Source organism: Duganella qianjiadongensis (assembly GCF_009857915.1).
Lineage (GTDB): Bacteria > Pseudomonadota > Gammaproteobacteria > Burkholderiales > Burkholderiaceae_D > Rugamonas > Rugamonas qianjiadongensis.
Map to the genome: position 1 here is coordinate 15,690 of NZ_WWCM01000023.1, position 18,747 is coordinate 34,436.

Below are 18,747 nucleotides of genomic sequence, written 5' to 3' on the forward strand. Positions count from 1 at the left end.
CAAGAGCCCCATCCGATGTCCAAAGCCCCCATGTTCGGCCTGAATGTTCCGCAAAGCGAGGCTGTGACCTATCTGGACGGCCCCTGTCTGGTGCTGGCCGGCGCCGGTTCGGGCAAGACGCGGGTGATCACGCAGAAAATCGCCCACCTGATCGAAGACCGCGGCTATGACCCGCGCACCATTGCCGCGCTGACTTTTACCAATAAGGCAGCGCTGGAAATGCAGGAGCGTATCGCCAAGCTGCTCAAGCAGCCGCGCCAGGCCAAGCAGCTGACGGTGTCCACCTTCCACTCGCTGGGGGTGAAGATTCTGCGCCAGGAAGCTAATGGCGTGGGGCTGAAAGACCGCTTTTCCATCATCGACAGCGACGACTGCGGTTCGCTGATCCAGGATCTGGCCATCACCACCGACAAGCAGATCGTGCGCCGCATCCAGACCGATATCTCGCTGTGGAAGAATGGCCTGATCGATCCCGTGCAGGCCTTGCAACAGGCGAAAGATGAAGATCAGGCCCAGTCGGCGCGCATCTACGCTAGCTATGTGGCCACCCTGTCGGCCTATCAGGCGGTGGATTTCGATGACCTGATCCGCCTGCCCGTAGAACTGTTCCGCAACAACGAGCCTATCCGCGACAAGTGGCAGCGCCGCCTGCGCTATCTGCTGATGGACGAGTATCAGGACACCAATACCTGCCAGTACGAGCTGGTCAAGCTGATGGTGACGGGGCTGGGCAAGAAGCCCATGTTCACCGCCGTGGGCGACGACGATCAGGCCATCTACGCCTGGCGCGGCGCCTCGGTGGAAAACCTGAAAACCTTGCAGACGGACTTTCCCGATCTGGCGGTGATCAAGCTGGAGCAGAACTACCGCTCCACCACCCGCATCCTGCAGGCCGCCAATGCCGTCATCGGCAACAACCCCAAGCTGTTCGAAAAATCGCTGTGGTCGGAGCACGGTCTGGGCGAGCCGATCAAGGTGCTGGGCATGGCCAACGACGACCAGGAAGCCGAGCAGGTGGCCATCATGATTTCGGCCGACCACTTCGAGCGCAAGAACAAGTGGTCCGATTACGCCATCCTGTATCGCGGCAACCATCAGGCCCGCGTGATCGAGCAGTGTTTGCGCAAGGAGCGCATCCCCTACACCATCTCGGGCGGGCAGAGCTTCTTCGACAAGGCGGAAATCAAGGACATCATCAGCTATCTGCGCCTGCTGGCCAATACCGATGATGATCCGGCCTTCATCCGCGCCGTCACCACGCCGCGGCGCGGGGTGGGCCAGTCCACGCTGGAAACGCTGGGCACCTTCTCGGGTCAGTGGCAGTGTTCGCTGTTCGAAGCCGTATTTAAGGGCGGCATCGAAGCGCTGCTGGCGGAGAAGCAGCTGCGACCGCTGCGCGAATTCTGCAACTTCATCAACGATCTGGAATCGCGCGCCAGCCGCCCCGGCCCCGGCGGCAGCGGCGACAACGCGGCGCAGGTGCTCGATGACATGCTGGAAGCGATCAACTACGAATCCTATCTGTACGATATGTTCGACGAGCGTGCCGCCCAGAGCAAATGGCAGAACGTGCTGGAATTTACCAACTGGCTCAAGGAGCGCGGACGCGGCGGCAAGGACCGCGACGGCGACGAAAAAAATGTGCTGGAACTGACCCAGATGGTGGCCCTGATGTCCATGCTGGAAGGGCAGGACGAAGACCCCGATGCCGTGCGCATGTCTACCCTGCATGCCTCGAAAGGGCTGGAATATCCGCACGTGTTTCTGGTGGGGGTGGAAGAAGGCATATTGCCGCACAAGGGCGATGCCGATGCACCGGCCGAGCAGATCGCCGCGCGGGTGCAGGAAGAACGCCGCCTGATGTATGTGGGCATTACCCGCGCCCAGCGCACGCTGCATATCAGCTGGTGCAAGAAGCGCAAGCGCGCCGGCGAGCTGGTGCACTGCGATCCTTCGCGCTTCATCAAGGAAATGGCGCTCGATGTGGGCACGGCCGTACCGCAAGAATCCGAGGTGCTGACGCCCAAGGAAAGGCTAGCAAGAATGAAGGAATTGCTGGCGACGCCCAAGTCCTGAAGCAATCATGACGCTTAGGCAAAAAACGCTGTATTGAGTGTTGCGCAGATGTTGTAAATACGCGCCGCGCCGACACAATTCATGGAGTCGCGTGTGCACGGGTGGAAGAACAGGACTAGTATGAAGTCGTCGTGCAAATGTTAATGCACGTCAACTTTCATCCTGATTCCATTAAAAAAGAGACATCATGCTAAAGACTACTTCCCTCCGTCTGGCATTGGCTGTGGCTGCTTGCGCGCTGATGCCGTCTCTCCACGCCGCCGATGGCGGTGCCACCCGTGCCGATGCCGAAGCCATGGTGAAAAAAGCCGTGGCCCATATCAAGAAAGAAGGCGATGCCAAGGCCTATGCCGATTTCACCGGCAAGTCGCCGCAGTTCATCCTGCACGACCTGTACATCGTGGTCTACCGGCTCGATGGCACGGTGCTGGCACACGGCAGCAACACCAAAATGGTGGGCAAGAACCTGATCGAGCTGAAAGATATCGACGGCAAAGCCTTTGTCAAAGAGCGGGTGGAACTGGGCAAGTCCAAAGGCAGTTTCTGGCAGGACTATAAATTTACCAATCCTGAAAACAAGAAGATCGAGCCCAAGCAGATGTACTGTGAAAAGCTCAACGATACGGTGGTTTGCGGCGGCATATATCTCTAATCCGTAGTATCTGCGCGCCGCTTTGCGGCGCGCCATGTTTTGGATGGATAGACCTTGAAGATCGCACATAAATTGCTGGTCGTGCCAGCAGCGGCATTAGCCTGCCTGATGTTCCTCGGTACCGTGTCTTACTTCTCCATGCAGGACAACGAAGGCCGCATACAGGACCTGAAGGAAACCACCTTCGTAGCCCTACGAACGGCCAGCCAGCAAAGCAATGTGCTGGGTCAGGTTCATTCTGCAAGTTATGCAAAAATTGCCATCGCCGGCAGTCTCACGGAAGCGGATCTGGCCAGCTTCGGCAAACAGACTTCGGGCGAGCTCGATAAGGTGGCCGGTGAATTGACGCGCCTCAAGGACATGACAGGCGCCAGCGACGCGGCACAGGCTTTGCCCATGCTGGCCGCCTACCGCGCCGGTGTGGCGCAGGCGCTCGATCTGGCTTCGATGGACGCCAATACGGGCGTGGCGGCCATGCAGAGTGCCGACGGCCAGTACCAGAAAATGCGCGGCGTGCTGGACAAGGTGGTGGGCAATCTCAACCATCAGGCCGACCTGTCTTTGCAGGAAGCCAAAACGGCCGATAGCCGTGCCGTGTGGGTGATCCTGATCGTGATGGGCATAGGCGCGCTGGTGCTGCTGGCGCTGACGGGCGCGATTACCCGCGCCGTGCTGCATCCGATAGCCGATGCCTGTGCAGCGGCCGAACGACTGGCTGCAGGCGATCTGGCCACGCCGGTGGAAATGCGGCGCGACGATGAGATGGGTGCCCTGTCGCGTGCGCTGGGCACGGTGATCGACAACTGGACCCATCTGCTGACCGACATCCGCACTGCCGGCCATACGATCACGCAGGAAGCGGGCGAAATTGCACAAGGCAATGCCGATCTGTCGGCGCGTACCGAATCGCAGGCCAGCTCGCTGGAGGAAACGGCCGCTTCCATGCACGAGCTGACCAACACCGTGCGGGAAAATGCCGACCATGCCCAGCAGGCCAACCAGCTGGTGGTGTCCGCTTCGGATGTGGCCGTACAGGGCGGGCAGGTGATGGAGCAGATGGTGGGTACCATGGCCTCCATCAAGGAAAGCTCGGCACGCGTGGTGGATATCATTTCGCTCATCGACTCGATCGCCTTCCAGACCAATATTCTGGCGCTGAACGCAGCGGTAGAAGCGGCCCGTGCCGGCGAACAGGGGCGCGGCTTTGCCGTGGTAGCCACCGAGGTGCGCGGGCTGGCCCAGCGCTCGGCGCAGGCAGCGCGCGAGATCAAGGACCTGATCGACGATTCCGTGGCCAAGGTGGAAACGGGCAGCAAGCTGGCCGATACGGCGGGCCAGACCATGGGCAATATCGTCACTTCCGTGCGCCATGTGACGGAAATCATGAACGATATCAGCGTGGCCAGCCGGCGCCAGACGCAAGGCATAGAGGAAGTCAACAGCGCCATCACGGAAATGGATGACCTTACCCAGCGCAATGCGGCACTGGTGGAACAGGCCGCCGCTGCAGCGCAGAGCATGCGCGAGCAGGCGCACGAACTGCTCAAGGCGGTCAGCAGCTTCCAGCTGCCGGCATCGGCCGGGGCGAACAGCGTGCCCGAGGCGGTGGCCAGTGCGCCTACCCTGCTACAGCGGCGCGGCCATGCGGGTGCCGGCAAGCGGCTGGCAATTGCCAAGTCGTGATGGAGCAGAGCCGGTAAAATGCATGCTTTCCAGCCGGGAGCATGCCGTGAGCAACACTGAAGACCGATTTATCGACATAGAAATCAAACTGGCCCATCAGGAACATCTGGTGGAAGCGCTGAACCAGCGCATCTACGAACAGCAGCAGCAAATCGACAAGCTCGAACAGTTGTGCAATCTGCTGGTGCAGCATGTGCGCGATCAGGCGCGCAATGCCGGTGCTGCCCCGCTGGCGCACGAACCGCCGCCGCACTACTAAGCCATACGACGGGGCCGCCTGAGTGCGGCAGCCGGCTAGTTCAGCACGGCCTGCAGTGCTTCCACCAGCAGCGCATGGTCTTCGGCCTGACGCAGGCCGGAAACGGCCGCCGTGCCTATCATGCCGCTACCGCGCAGCAGGATGGGGAAGGCGCCGCCAAAGGCTGCATAGTCTTCCGCCGGCAGATGCTTCTGCTGGTCGAAGGCCACGCCGCGCTGGCGGTAGTCGCAACCGACCGCATACGAGCTGCGGCCAAAGCGCAGCACCACATTGCTCTTGCGCCGTATCCAGTCGGCCTGATCTGCCGTGGCGCCCTGCATGGCGTGCTGGAACAGCAGCTTGCCGTTCACGCTGATCTGCACTGTGATGCTTTTCTGCTTATACCTGGCCAGTTCTATGACTTTCAGACCCAGCGCGAGCGCCGTATCGCTGCTGAAAGTGGTAAATTGCAGTGCGTTTTCCTGCTGCGCCAGAGCCGCCAGCAGTTCAAGCTCGTTTTCCATCGTGCTGTCCTGTAACTGTCATGAGGCTGGCAGTGTAGCGTAAAGCTGCCGTGCCAGTCAGATGCGGCGGGATGGTGCGCTGGCCTATTCCCGTATCCGACAGGAGCAGAACGTATGACTCACACTATCAAACTGCACCGCGTGCTGCGCGCACCGGCCGAGCGTGTCTATCGGGCTTTTCTGGATGCCGATGCACTGGCCAAGTGGCTGCCGCCGCATGGTTTCAGTGGCAAGGTGCATGCGCTGGACGTGCGCGTAGGCGGCAGCTACCGCATGTCCTTCACCCATTTTGCCAGCGGCAATGCGCATTCCTTCGGCGGCGAATATCTGGCACTGGTACCCAACGAAAAGCTGATCTACACGGCCACCTTCGACGATCCCAATCTGCCGGGCCAGATGCAGACCACGGTAGCCCTGCGCAGCGTGTTCTGCGGAACGGAACTGGCCGTGGTGCAGCAGGGCGTGCCGGAAGTCATTCCACCCGAAGCCTGCTACATGGGCTGGCAGGAATCGCTGACGCTGCTGGCCCAGCTGGTGGAGCCTGAGATACCCCAGTAATTCTGCATTGTTGCAATAGGGCACTGTACTTTCAGTCATGTAGCCACTGTCGGCCATGCTTTGTTTGGAAAAATCACGGACTCTCCGACAAAGTGCAGTGCAGCATTTTTTGCCCGTGACGGCCGCCATGAGCGACTGCTATTATCGCCGCTGCATCTGTTGCGCCTGCTGGCTTGGCACCCGCAGGCGTCAGCATCTTCCACCGGCGTTTAATGAAAGAGTCCCCCATGTCCCGTCCTCAAATGCTTGTTGTCGCGGCCGCACTCGGCCTGGCGTTTTCCCAGACTGTGCTCGCTGCCCCAGCCGCATCGGCTGTGCTGGCCGGTAATCCGCTGGCCGCTGCCAGCAAGCTGCCGTTCAACTATCCGCTGTTTGACCAGATCAAGGACGAGCATTTCGTACCGGCGTTTAACGAGGGCATGCGCATCCAGCTGGAAGAAATCGCTGCGATTGCCGGCAACCCCAAGCCGGCCACTTTCGACAACACCATCGTGGCGATGGAAAAGTCGGGCGAGCTGCTGAGCCGCACCCAGACCGTGTTCTACAACCTGCAAGGCGCTAACACCAACGACAAGATGGATGCGGTGGACAGTGAAATGTCGGCCAAGCTGGCGGCTCATGGCGATGCCATCTACCTCAACCCGAAACTGTTTGCGCGCGTGCACAGCCTGTACCAGCAGCGTGCCAAGCTCAAGCTCGACGCCGAAGCGCGCCACCTGCTCGAGCGTTACCACAAGGACTTTGTGCGCGCCGGCGCCCAGCTGTCCGATGCCGACAAGGAGAAGCTGAAGAACATCAACGCCAGCATCGCCACGCTGCAGACCAGCTTCACCCAGAACGTGCTGAAGGAAGCCAATGCTTCCGCGCTGATCGTCGATAGCCGCGAAGAGCTGGCCGGCATGAGCGAGGCCGCCATCGACGCCGCAGCCGCCGCCGCCAAGGCCAAAGGCCATGAAGGCAAATTCCTCCTTGCCATCGTCAACACCAGCGGCCAGCCGGCACTGGCCGAGCTGACCAACCGCGCCGTGCGCGAAAAGCTGATGGCACTGTCGCTGGCACGGGGCAGTCATGGCGGCGAATTCGATAGCCGCGAAATCGTGCTGAAAATTGCCAAGGCACGCGCTGAAAAAGCCACCCTGCTCGGTTATGCTAATTTTGCGGCCTACGCACTGGACGACCAGACCGCGCACGACACCAAGTCGGTCAACCAGCTGCTCGGCGATCTGGCCAAACCGGCCGTGAACAACGCCCGCAAGGAAGCCGCCGACCTGCAAGCCATGGTGGTCGCCGACGGTGGCACTTTCCCGCTGGGCGCGGCCGACTGGGCCTATTACGCCGACAAAGTGCGCGCCCAGCGCTATGCCTTCGACGAGAAGCAGATCAAGCCCTACTTCGAACTCGATAACGTGCTGACCAAGGGCGTGTTCTACGCCGCCAACAAGCTGTATGGCATTTCCTTCAAGGAGCGTAAAGACCTGCCCGTGTATAACCCGGACGTGCGCGTATTCGACGTGTTCGACGCCGACGGCAAACAGCTGGCCATCTTCATCGCCGACATGTACGCGCGCAGCAACAAGCAGGGCGGCGCATGGATGAACGAATACAGCTCGCAGTCGAAACTGCTGGGCCGCCATCCGGTGGTAGCGAATCACCTGAATATTCCCAAGCCGCCAGCGGGCGAACCGACCCTGCTGACCTATGATGAAGTGTCGACCGCCTTCCACGAATTCGGCCACGCGCTGCACGGCATGTTCTCCAACGTGAACTATCCGCGCTTCTCCGGCACCAGCGTACCTAGCGATTTCGTCGAATATCCGTCGCAGGCCAATGAAATGTGGGCCGTGTGGCCGGAAGTGCTGGCCAACTACGCCAAGCATTACAAGACGGGCGAGCCGATGCCGAAAGAGCTGCTGGACAAGGTGATCGAGTCGCGCAAATTCAACCGCGGCTTTGCCGCCACCGAATATCTGGCTTCCTCCCTGCTGGACCAGCGCTGGCACCAGCTGACCCCGGCCCAGATCCCCACCGACGTGCTGGGCTTCGAAGCGGCCGCGCTGAAAGATCTGGGCGTGGACTTCGCTCCCGTGCCGCCACGCTACCGCACCACCTATTTCTCGCATAGCTTCTCGGGCGGCTACGCAGCGGGCTACTACGCCTATCTGTGGTCGGAAAAGCTGACCGCCGATACGGAAGTCTGGTTCAAGCAGAACGGCGGCCTGAAACGCGCCAGCGGCGACTGGTACCGCAGCAAGCTGCTGTCGCGCGGCGGTACCGACGATGCGATGAATCTGTTCCGTAACTTCCGCGGCCGCGATGCCATCATCGAGCCGCTGCTGGAACGCCGCGGCCTGAAATAAGCTGGTGCCTAACGTCTAACACTCATAACAGGAAAACCATGAACCGTCCTCTGATGATGGCTGCTGCCGTGGCGCTGGTCTGCAGCGCCGCGCAGGCCGCCGAACCGGCTGCCATGCTGCCAGCCAGTAATCCGTTCGCCCAGGCCAGCACGCTGCCGTTTGGCTACCCGCAATTCGACCAGATCAGGAACGAAGACTATGCGCCGGCGTTTGCCGAAGGCATGCGCATCAATGCCGCCGAGATCGAAGCGATCGCCAACAATCCCAAGCCTGCCACCTTCGAGAACACCATCGTGGCGCTGGAAAAATCGGGCCAGCTGCTGTCGCGGGTGAGCTCGGTGTTCGGCAATCTGTCCGGCGCCAATACCAACGATAGCTTCAAGGCGCTGGAACGCGAACTGTCGCCCAAACTGGCCGCACACAGCGATGCTATCCGCCTCAACGAGAAGCTGTATGCGCGCATCCAGTCGCTGTACGACAAGCGCGACAAGCTGCATCTCGATGCGGAAGCCAAGTACCTGCTGCAGCGCTACCACACCGACTTCGTGCGCGCCGGTGCGCGCCTGTCCGCCGCCGACAAGGAAAAGCTGAAAGTCATGAACGGCCAGCTGGCCAATCTGCAGACGGCATTTGCCCAGAACGTGCAGGAAGAAGCCAATGCTTCGGCGCTGGTGGTCGATACGCGGGAAGAGCTGGCCGGCATGTCCGCTGCCGCCATCGACGCGGCAGCTGCTGCGGCCAAGGCACGCGGCATGGAAGGCAAGTTCCTGATTCCGGTGGTGAACACCACGGGACAGGCCAATCTGGCCGTGCTGACCAACCGCGCCGTGCGCGAGCGCCTGATGGCCGCTTCGCTCGAACGCGGCAGCCACGGTGGCCAGTACGATAACCGCGAGGTGGTGCTCAAGCTGGTGCGTCTGCGCGCCGAGAAGGCGGCGCTGCTCGGCTATGCGACTTATGCCGATTACGCGCTGGAAGACCAGACCGCCCACGATGCGCAGGCCGTGAACCGCATGCTGGCCGAATTCGCCCGCCCGGCCGTGGCCAATGCCAAAAAAGAAGGTGCCGAAATCCAGCAGGTGATTGAGCGCGAACAGGGCGGCTTCCAGCTGGCCGCGCAGGACTGGTCGTTCTACAGCGACAAGGTGCGTGCCGAGCGCTTCAACTTCGACCAGAACCAGTTGCGCCCCTACTTCGAACTGAACAACGTGCTGACCAAGGGCGTGTTCTTCGCGGCCAACAAGGTATATGGCCTGACCTTCAAAGAACGCAAAGACCTGCCGGTCTACCATCCGGACGTGCGCGTGTTCGACGTGTACGATGCCAACGGCAAGCAGCTGGCCATCTTCCTGGCCGACTTCTACGCCCGCAGCAATAAGCGCGGCGGTGCATGGATGAATGCCTATGTGTCGCAATCGAAGCTGATGGGCACGCATCCGGTGGTGGCCAATCACCTCAACATCCCGCAACCCAAGGATGGCGAGCCCACGCTGCTGACTTACGATGAGCTGCGCACCCTGTTCCACGAGTTCGGCCACGCCCTGCATGGCATGTTCTCCGATGTGACTTATCCGCGTTTCTCCGGCACCCGCGTGCCGCGTGACTTCGTCGAGTTCCCCTCGCAGGTCAACGAGATGTGGTCGGTCTGGCCGGAAGTGCTGGCCAACTACGCCACCCACTACCAGACGGGCGCTCCCATGCCCAAGGAATTGCTGGACAAAGTGATCGCGTCGAAGAAATTCAACGAAGGTTTCCGCACCACGGAATATCTGGCGGCATCGATACTGGATCAAAAATGGCACCAGCTCGGTGTGGCGCAAATCCCTAACGATGTGCTGGGGTTTGAAGCGGCTGCGCTGAAGTCGGCCGGAATCGATTACGCGCCCGTGCCGCCGCGCTACCGCACCACCTATTTCTCGCACACCTTCGCCGGCGGCTACACGGCCGGCTACTACGGCTACCTGTGGTCGGAGAAGCTCGATGCCGATACCGTCAACTGGTTCAGCGAGCAGGGCGGCATGCTGCGCAAGAACGGCGACTGGTTCCGCAAGATGCTGCTGTCGCGTGGCGGCACCATGGATGCCATGCAGATGTACCGCAACTTCCGTGGCCGTGATGCCACCGTCGAACCGCTGCTGGAACGGCGCGGCCTGACGGAAAAATAAGCAGTTCAGAGCAGCCGTTAGCGCCGGGCCTGGTCGCCCGACAGCTTGGCTGCCACAGGCCGCTGTGCCGATTTATGTGAAAATCGGCACAGCGGTCTTTTTTTATGGGTAAGATAAAGCATGAGCAAACAACTGCAGGGCATGACACTGGAAGCGATACTGATCCGTCTGCACGCGTATTACGGCTGGGAGCAACTGGCCCAGCGCATCGCGATCAACTGTTTCATCAGCGACCCCAGCATCAAATCCAGCCTGAAATTCCTGCGCAAAACCCCGTGGGCGCGCGAGCGCGTCGAAGCGCTGTATTGCGCCTCCCACTTCAACGATTAGGATTGCAACATGGATAGCAAACTCAAGGCCACTCTGACTTCCCTGCATAGCCATCTGGCCCAGAGCGGCCCGCTGGACGAGGAATCGCGTGCCCTGCTGGCCCAGCTCGATGGCGATATCCAGCAGCTGCTGGCCGGTAATGCTGCGGCCGACGCGGGCGAGGAAAGCAGTACCTTCGGTCTGGCCGAACGGGCGCAGGAACTGGGCGCCAGATTTGCCGTCAAACATCCGCATCTGGAACCGGCCCTGCGCGAACTGGGCAATATTCTCTCCAGCATGGGCATCTGAGCCAGCTTGCCGGATAGGCCAGATGGTCTGCCTGTCCAGCTTGCCGGATTGCCTCAAGTATTTGAATACTAAAAGGTTTTTCGCTGGCGTGCCAAGCGGGGGCGGCGCATTTCCGGTACAATGCCGTCCGATATGAGCTCCCCTACTAATTTATTTGCGACCGTCCCCAAGCGGTCTGCCCGCGCTGCTGCCGCGCCTTTCCTGCCGATGTCCCGCGCCGAGATGGACGCGCTCGGCTGGGACGAGTGCGACGTCATTCTGGTGACCGGCGACGCCTACATCGACCACCCCAGCTTCGGCATGGCGCTGGTGGGCCGTCTGCTGGAAGCGCAAGGCTACCGCGTCGGCATCATCAGCCAGCCGGACTGGACTTCTGCCGACGCCTTCCGCGTGCTGGGCAAGCCACGCCTGTACTTCGGCGTTACGGCTGGCAATATGGACTCCATGGTCAACCGCTACACGGCCGACCGCAAAATCCGCTCGGACGATGCCTACACGGCCAATGGCGAACCGAATAAACGTCCGGACCGCGCCGTCACGGCCTATGCCCAGCGGGCGCGCGAAGCCTATCCCGGCATACCCGTAGTGATAGGTTCTATCGAAGCCTCGCTGCGCCGTATCGCCCATTACGACTACTGGTCGGACAAGGTGCGCCGCTCCGTGCTGGTCGATTCCAAGGCTGACCTGCTGATCTTCGGTAATGCCGAACGGGCGCTGGTGGACCTGACCCACCGCATGGATGCCGGCGAAGAAATCAAGACCATCCGCGATCTGCGCGGTACGGCCTTCCTGGTTCCGAGCGGCTGGCTGCCGTCGCCCGAATGGGGCGTGCATAACAGCACCCGCGTCGATACGCCGGGCAAGGTCGATGTCCACCCCGATCCGTATCTGATGGTGGCGCCGAATACCGCTTCCTGCGCCAGCAATGGCGGCACCGCAGCGCCTGCGGCGGCGGGGGAAGCCGCCGCTGCACCTGCTGCACCGGCCGTGCTGGAAAAACCTATCCGCATCATGAGCCGCGCCGAACGGCAGGCCATGGAGCGCGAAAAGCATCAGCGCACCGTGGTGCGTCTGCCCTCGTTCGAAACGGTGAGCACCGATCCGGTGATGTATGCGCATGCCTCGCGCGTGTTTCACCTCGAATCGAATCCCGGCAACGCACGTGCACTGGTGCAGGCGCATGGCGAGCGCGATGTGTGGCTGAATCCGCCGCCGCTGCCGCTGCGCATGGATGAAATGGATGGCGTGTACGACATGAACTATGCGCGCGCGCCCCATCCGTCCTACGGCAAGGCGCGCATTCCGGCGTGGGAAATGATCCGCTTCTCCGTCAACATCATGCGCGGCTGCTTCGGCGGTTGCACCTTCTGCTCGATTACCGAGCACGAAGGCCGCATCATCCAGAGCCGCTCCGAGCCGTCCATCCTGCGCGAGATCGAACATATCCGCGACAAGACCAAGGGCTTTACGGGTACGATTTCCGATCTGGGCGGCCCCACGGCGAATATGTACCGGCTGTCCTGCAAGGACCCGGCCATCGAGCAGACCTGCCGCCGTCTGTCCTGCGTGTTCCCGTCCATCTGCGTCAATCTGGGCACCGACCACAGCAAGCTGATTTCGCTGTACCGCAAGGCGCGCGCCATTCCGGGCGTGAAGAAGATCCTGATTTCTTCCGGCCTGCGCTACGATCTGGCCGTGCGTTCGCCCGAATACGTGAAAGAGCTGGTGACCCACCACGTGGGCGGCTTGCTGAAGATCGCGCCCGAGCACACGGAAGAAAACACTCTGAACAAGATGATGAAGCCCGGCATAGGCGCTTACGACGAGTTCAAGGAAATGTTCGACCGTTTCTCGCTGGAAGCGGGCAAGAAGCAGTACCTGATACCCTACTTTATCGCGGCCCACCCGGGCACCACCGATCTGGACATGCTGAATCTGGCGCTGTGGCTGAAGAAAAACAACTTCAAGCTCGATCAGGTGCAGACTTTCATGCCCACGCCTATGGCCATGGCCACCACCATGTACCACTCGCGCCGCAACCCGCTGCACAAGGTCACGGCTGATTCGGAAGTGGTGGAAACCGCCCGCAGCGGCAAGATACGCCGCACCCACAAGGCTTTCCTGCGTTATCAGGATCCGGAAAACTGGCCTATCCTGCGCGAAGCGCTGGTGGCCATGGGCCGTGCCGACCTGATCGGCAATGGCGAGCGCCACCTGATTCCCGCCTGGTCGGCTGGCGAAGGCGCCGGTATGCCGGCTGCAGCCTACGCAGGCAGCGCGCCGGCGAAAGCTAAGGGCGGCGGCGGCCATGCGGCCGCAGCGCCGGCTGGCCGTACGGCGCGCTCCGGGAAAGCGGGCGTGGCCGCCGCCGCCCAGCCGCAGGTGCGCGGTGCCCGCGCCAACGCGCTGACAGGTTCGCTGACGGCGCGTAAATCGCTGGAAACCAAGCCGCGCGCATCGATCCTCGACACCATCAAGGTGAAAAAACCGGCCAGTCCCCGCGGCCGCAAATAAATTCTTCATGGATTTATTTTTGCCTCGGCGGCAAGGTTGATCTTGTATTAAGCCGGTCCTGCCGGGGGCCGGCGTTCTAAGGCGCGAGTTAGCGCCTGTTTTCCGCCCTGCTCCGGTGATGCCAGCCCCGGTATTGCCGCTAAACTAGTTCGCAAGCTGGCCACCCATGCGCGTGGCCTCCACTGCATCCCTCCTTCTGCGAACTGGAAGATCATGAAAAAATTCTGTAATACCTATCTGCTGCTGCCTTTGCTGGGCTTGCTGGCAGCCTGCGGCGGTGGCGGCGGTAGCTCCACCACGGCAGCACCGGCCGTGCTGAAATCGATCGCCGTGACGGCGCCAAGCAACACCGTACCAGTCGGCACCACCCTGCAGCTGACCGCTACCGGCACCTATTCCGATAACAGTACCAAGGTGCTGACCACCGCCACCGGCGTGGTCTGGGCTTTCAAGGGCACGGGCGCCGTCGCCAGCATCTTTTCCAGCGGCAGTGTGACGGGCAAGGCCGTGGGCTCCGATACCTTCACGGCCACGCAGGATGGCATTACCGGCAGCATCAACCTGAGCGTGATTGCGCCATGGGCCAATGTGGTGGCGGGCGGTAACCAGACGCTGGCGCGCAAGGCCGATGGCAGCCTGTATGCATGGGGCTCGAATATCCGCGGCCAGCTGGGCGACAGCACCACCATCGACCGTAATGCGCCGGTGCAGGTCAGCGGCGGCAGCCTGCTGTGGAAGCAGATTGCCGTGGGCGATCAGTTTGTGGTGGCGCTGCGCAGCGACGGCACCATCTGGTCGTGGGGCTTCAATCAGAACGGCCGTCTGGGCGATGGCACCACCGTCGACCACGCCATTCCCGCCAAAATCGGCAAGGATACCGACTGGGCCTACGTGGCCGCCGGTAAAGGCCATGCCTTCGCGATCAAGACCACCGGCGTGATGTATGGCTGGGGCCGCAACTTCAATGGCCAGCTCGGTGATGGGACGACCATCGACCGTCTGGTGCCGACCAAGCTCACTTCGCCCACCACGGGCGGCTGGCAATCGGTCAGCGCTGGCGATACCCATACGCTGGCGATCACCAAGGATACGGGCAATCTGTATGGCTGGGGCGGCAATTCCAATGGCCAGGTGGGCAATGGCGGTCAGGTCGATGTGACGGCGCCAGCCAAGATAGGCTCGTCGACCTGGGCTTCCGTTTCTGCTGGTGCCAGCCATTCGCTGGCCATCCGGGCCGACGGTTCCATGTATGGCTGGGGCTACAACCTCAATGGCCAGGTGGGCAACAATGGCTCAGCCAGCGTGAATGCTCCCGTGCAGATTTCCACCGCCACCAACTGGGCAATGGTGTCGGCCGGTAGTGCACACAGCATGGCGGTGACGCGCGAAGGCCAGCTGTGGGGCTGGGGCAGCAATGCCGAAAGCCAGCTGGGCAATGGCGGACCGGATATTTCCGCACCGGCCCAGATCGGTACGGCCAGCAACTGGATTTCCGTCACGGCGGGCAATGCCCATACCTTCGGGCTGCGGTCGGACAATACCCTGTGGGGCTGGGGCCGGAATGTCGAAGGTCAACTTGGTAAAGGTGACAATACGCAAGCACCAGTGCCTGTAAGCATCCCTTAAGCGGCTAATTTAAGCGCTTTTTGCACGGACGGCCAGCGCAAGCTGGGCCGTCCGTTGCTTTTTGCAGCTTTGGCTTGCCGAATGGCATTTTGGCCTGCCGAAACGGCTACAATCAGTGTTCCATTGCTGCCAACAGGATATTCCGTGCCTCCAGCTTTACCTGCCTTTTTTGCGCACCTAGCAGCCCGGCTGATGCCGCAGGGCGTGCTGGCAGTAGCGCTGAGCGTAGGCGGCTTGGCTCCGGCACAGGCGCTGGAGCCGGTGACCTTGCAGCTCAAACATCACCACCAGTTCCAGTTTGCCGGCTATTACGCGGCGGTGGAGCAGGGCTATTACCGCGAAGCGGGGCTCGATGTGCGCATCCTCGAAGGCACGGACGGCAACGAGCCCGAGCGCAATGTGGAGTCCGGCAAGGCCCAGTTCGGCACTGGCGCCAGCAGCCTGTTGCTGGCGCGTGCAGCTGGCAAGCCGGTCGTGGTGCTGGGGGTGATCTTCCAGCACTCGCCCTATGCGCTGGCCATGCGCCAGACTGCCAGCGAGCCCGATCTGCGCCGCATCATCGGCAAGCGCGCCATGATAGGCACGCTGACGGACGAACTGGGCAACTCCGACGAACTGCTGGCCTACATGGTGAAAGAGGGCGTGCCGCCCACCAGTTTCCAGCGTGTCGAACATAGTTACAACGTCAATGACCTGATTAATGGCAAGGTGGAGGCCATGGCCATCTACACCACCAACGAGCCCGATCTGTTCGACCGCCGTGGCTTCCCTTATGAAATCTACAGCCCCCGTTCGGTGGGCATCGATTTCTATGGCGACAATCTGTTCACCAGCGAAAAAGAGATCGCCGACCATCCGGCCCGGGTGCGCGCCTTCCGCGAGGCCAGCATGCGCGGCTGGCAGTGGGCCATGAGCCATCCGGAAGAAACGGTGGAACTGATCCTGCGCTATTACGCGCGCGGCGCCGACCGCCAGCATCTGCTGTACGAAGCGCACCAGATGGTGCCGCTGGTGCAGCCTGTGCTGGTGGAAATCGGCTACATGAATCCCGAACGCTGGCGTCATATTGCCGATGTGTACGCAGGTCTGGGCATGATCCCCAAACAGGTCAGCCTCGACGGTTTTCTGTACAACGTCGATAGCAGTGCCAGCCGGCTGCGCTGGCTGTACCGCGCTCTGGCCGGCGTGGGCGTGCTGCTGCTGGCGGGGGGCGTGATCCACTACAGCATGCTGACACGCGAACGGCGCCGTACCAACGCGGAAATCCGCGCCGGCGAGCAGCGTTTCCGCACCATGTTCGAAGCTTCGCCGCTGGGCATAGCGCTGATCGATTCGGTGACCTATGAATACCGCGATATCAATCCCCGCTATCAGGAAATTCTGGGCCGCTCGCAGGACGTGCTGGGCAATATGCGCTGGCTCGATTCCGGCCATCCGGACGATGTGGCGCAGGTCAAAGCCCAGATGGCCCGCCTGATGGCACGGGAGATCAGCAATTTCAAGGTGAACAACCGGATGTTCCGCTCCGATGGCGAAATGGTCTGGATTGCCGTCTCGGTCACGGCGATCGAAACGCCGCCGGACAGCCATGCCCTGCATCTGTGCATGATCGAAGACGTCACCGACAAGAAGCAGACGGAACAGCTAGTCTGGCATCAGGCCAATTTCGATCCGCTTACCCAGCTGCCCAACCGCCGCATGTTCCTCGACCGGCTGGCGCTCGATCTGCTCAAGAGCCAGCGCAGCCGCAGCCGCATCGCCATCCTGTTCATCGACCTCGATCACTTCAAGGAAGTCAACGATACGCTGGGCCACCATCAGGGCGATGTGCTGCTGATCGATGCCGCACGCCGCATCAGCGACAGCGTGCGCAAGTCCGACACGGTGGCGCGGCTAGGCGGCGACGAATTCACCGTGATTCTGTCCGAGCTCGACAGCACGGAACGGGTCGAGGCCATCGCCCAGAACATAATCGACCGCATGTGCCAGCCGTTTGCACTGGGGCAGGAGCAGGCCTTTGTGTCGGCCAGCATCGGCATCACCCTGTATCCTGACGATGCCGATGATATCGATGACCTGCTCAAGCACGCCGATCAGGCCATGTACGCGGCCAAAGGGGCGGGACGCAACCGCTACAGCTACTTCACGCCCGCCCTGCAGGTGGAAGCGCTGACCCGCATGCGTCTGACCAATGACCTGCGCAGCGCCGTCAAGGGCGGCCAGCTGGAGCTGTATTTCCAGCCCATCGTGCACCTGAAGACGGGGCGTATCCACAAGGCCGAGGCGCTGATCCGCTGGCGCCATCCCACGCGCGGGCTGGTCAGCCCGATGGACTTCATCCCGCTGGCCGAATCGAGCGGGCTGATTTTCGATATCGGCATGTGGGTGTTCAGCGAATCGGCGCGCTGGGTGCAGCGCTGGCGCAGCGAACACCATCCGGATTTCCAGATCAGCGTCAACCAGTCGCCGCTGGAATTCCAGCGCGATGACGGCAGCTATCTGGAATGGCAGCGCCAGATGCAGAGCCTGACTTTGTCCGGCCAGGCGCTGGTGGTGGAAATCACCGAAGGCATGCTGCTCGACGCCAATACCACGGTGGCCAACAAGCTGCTACAGCTGCGCGACGCCGGCATACAGGTGGCGCTGGACGATTTCGGCACCGGCTATTCCTCGCTGTCCTACCTGAAAAAATTCGACATCGATTATCTCAAGATCGACCGTTCCTTCACCCGTAATCTGGCGCCCGATTCGAGCGATATGGCGCTGTCGGACGCAATCATCGTGATGGCCCACAAGCTGGGCCTGCGCGTGATCGCGGAAGGGGTGGAAACCGAGCAGCAGCGCGCCCTGCTGGCCGAGGCGGGCTGCGACTATGGCCAGGGCTATCTGTTCTCGCGGCCTATCCCGGCGCAGGAATTCGATGCCATGTTGCGTAGCCAGCAGTTCTGATCTCCTCCCCCTGCCCGCCATGGGCTGAGGTCATACGCGCGTCGCCTGTAGCAGCGATAATAGCTATCTGCTATGACGGGTCGATAGCTAAAACAAATTGATTATATTGGAACAATCAATTTTCCTAATAGCCGGAAAACCCGTACACTGGCGTCTCAATGATTCACAACCCAAGAGGAAACCACCATGTCTCTGATTAACACCCAAATCAAACCATTCAAAGCAACCGCCTACGTCAACGGCAAATTCATCGACGTTAGCGATGAATCCCTGAAAGGCAAATGGTCGGTTCTGATGTTCTACCCAGCCGACTTCACCTTCGTCTGCCCGACCGAACTGGAAGATCTGGCTGATCACCAGCCTGAATTCGCCAAGCTGGGCGTGGACGTGTACGGCGTTTCGACCGACACCCACTTCGCTCACAAAGCCTGGCACGACACTTCGGACGCGATCAAGAAAGTCAACTACCCGCTGATCGGCGACCCAACCGGCACCCTGTCGCGCAACTTCGAAGTGATGATCGAAGAAGAAGGCCTGGCACTGCGCGGTACCTTCGTGATCAATCCGGAAGGCCAGATCAAAGTGATGGAAGTGCACGACAACGGCATCGGCCGCGACGCTTCCGAACTGCTGCGTAAAGTGAAAGCTGCCCTGTACGTCGCTTCCCACCCAGGCGAAGTTTGCCCAGCTAAATGGACCGAAGGCGCTGCCACGCTGACCCCATCGCTGGACCTGGTCGGCAAGATCTAAGTCTTGAAGACAGCAGCACCATTACAGTAATACCGCG

Annotated in this window: 14 protein-coding genes; 13 read left to right on the forward strand and 1 reads right to left on the reverse strand. The window is 61.2% G+C overall.

All coding sequences use genetic code 11. The features are described 5' to 3' along the window. Positions 1-15 precede the first annotated feature (15 nt). The 4 genes from GTP27_RS21120 (at position 16) to GTP27_RS21135 (ending at position 4,670) form a co-directional block, all read left to right on the forward strand. A complete protein-coding gene (locus tag GTP27_RS21120) occupies positions 16-2,076 on the forward strand; it encodes a UvrD-helicase domain-containing protein (protein ID WP_161041081.1) in 2,061 nt (686 codons plus the stop codon). A gap of 187 nt (positions 2,077-2,263) precedes the next feature. Beyond that, on the forward strand, positions 2,264-2,728 hold the full coding sequence (locus GTP27_RS21125) for a cache domain-containing protein (RefSeq protein ID WP_229634272.1): 465 nt from the start codon (positions 2,264-2,266) through the stop codon (positions 2,726-2,728). 54 nt (positions 2,729-2,782) lie between these two features. Continuing rightward, positions 2,783-4,411 carry a methyl-accepting chemotaxis protein gene (locus GTP27_RS21130; RefSeq protein ID WP_229634273.1) on the forward strand — a complete coding sequence of 543 codons (1,629 nt, stop codon included), beginning with the start codon at positions 2,783-2,785 and terminating at the stop codon, positions 4,409-4,411. Between the two features lie 46 nt (positions 4,412-4,457). Next, positions 4,458-4,670 carry a SlyX family protein gene (locus GTP27_RS21135; RefSeq protein WP_161041082.1) on the forward strand — a complete coding sequence of 71 codons (213 nt, stop codon included), beginning with the start codon at positions 4,458-4,460 and terminating at the stop codon, positions 4,668-4,670. A 35-nt stretch (positions 4,671-4,705) separates the two neighbouring features. Here GTP27_RS21135 and GTP27_RS21140 read toward each other — a convergent pair whose 3' ends face one another. Then, entirely contained in the window at positions 4,706-5,173 is a 468-nt protein-coding gene (locus tag GTP27_RS21140) for a heme-degrading domain-containing protein (protein WP_161041083.1), read from the reverse strand. A gap of 114 nt (positions 5,174-5,287) precedes the next feature. On the opposite strand from GTP27_RS21140, the gene GTP27_RS21145 reads away from it, so the two are divergent. The 9 genes from GTP27_RS21145 (at position 5,288) to ahpC (ending at position 18,710) form a co-directional block, all read left to right on the forward strand. After that, the gene (locus tag GTP27_RS21145; protein ID WP_161041084.1) at positions 5,288-5,731 is read left to right on the forward strand and encodes an SRPBCC family protein; all 444 of its coding nucleotides are present in this window, start codon (positions 5,288-5,290) and stop codon (positions 5,729-5,731) included. Between the two features lie 227 nt (positions 5,732-5,958). Beyond that, positions 5,959-8,088: a M3 family metallopeptidase gene (locus GTP27_RS21150; protein WP_229634274.1), complete on the forward strand. Its 2,130-nt coding sequence runs from the start codon at positions 5,959-5,961 to the stop codon at positions 8,086-8,088. 38 nt (positions 8,089-8,126) lie between these two features. After that, positions 8,127-10,253 (forward strand): M3 family metallopeptidase, encoded by a 2,127-nt coding sequence (locus tag GTP27_RS21155; protein WP_161041085.1) that lies wholly within the window; start codon positions 8,127-8,129, stop codon positions 10,251-10,253. Between the two features lie 120 nt (positions 10,254-10,373). Further along, complete coding sequence (locus GTP27_RS21160; protein ID WP_161041086.1) at positions 10,374-10,583, forward strand: VF530 family protein; 210 nt, start codon at positions 10,374-10,376, stop codon at positions 10,581-10,583. A gap of 9 nt (positions 10,584-10,592) precedes the next feature. Next, a complete protein-coding gene (locus GTP27_RS21165) occupies positions 10,593-10,871 on the forward strand; it encodes a DUF4404 family protein (RefSeq protein ID WP_161041087.1) in 279 nt (92 codons plus the stop codon). Between the two features lie 132 nt (positions 10,872-11,003). Next, the gene (locus tag GTP27_RS21170) at positions 11,004-13,385 is read left to right on the forward strand and encodes a YgiQ family radical SAM protein (protein WP_161041088.1); all 2,382 of its coding nucleotides are present in this window, start codon (positions 11,004-11,006) and stop codon (positions 13,383-13,385) included. A gap of 213 nt (positions 13,386-13,598) precedes the next feature. Further along, positions 13,599-15,011 (forward strand): RCC1 domain-containing protein, encoded by a 1,413-nt coding sequence (locus tag GTP27_RS21175; RefSeq protein WP_161041089.1) that lies wholly within the window; start codon positions 13,599-13,601, stop codon positions 15,009-15,011. Positions 15,012-15,155: 144 nt separating this feature from the next. Then, positions 15,156-17,960: an EAL domain-containing protein gene (locus GTP27_RS21180; protein WP_371865972.1), complete on the forward strand. Its 2,805-nt coding sequence runs from the start codon at positions 15,156-15,158 to the stop codon at positions 17,958-17,960. A 186-nt stretch (positions 17,961-18,146) separates the two neighbouring features. Beyond that, the gene (ahpC, locus tag GTP27_RS21185; RefSeq protein WP_155435771.1) at positions 18,147-18,710 is read left to right on the forward strand and encodes an alkyl hydroperoxide reductase subunit C; all 564 of its coding nucleotides are present in this window, start codon (positions 18,147-18,149) and stop codon (positions 18,708-18,710) included. The last annotated feature ends 37 nt before the right edge of the window (positions 18,711-18,747 follow it).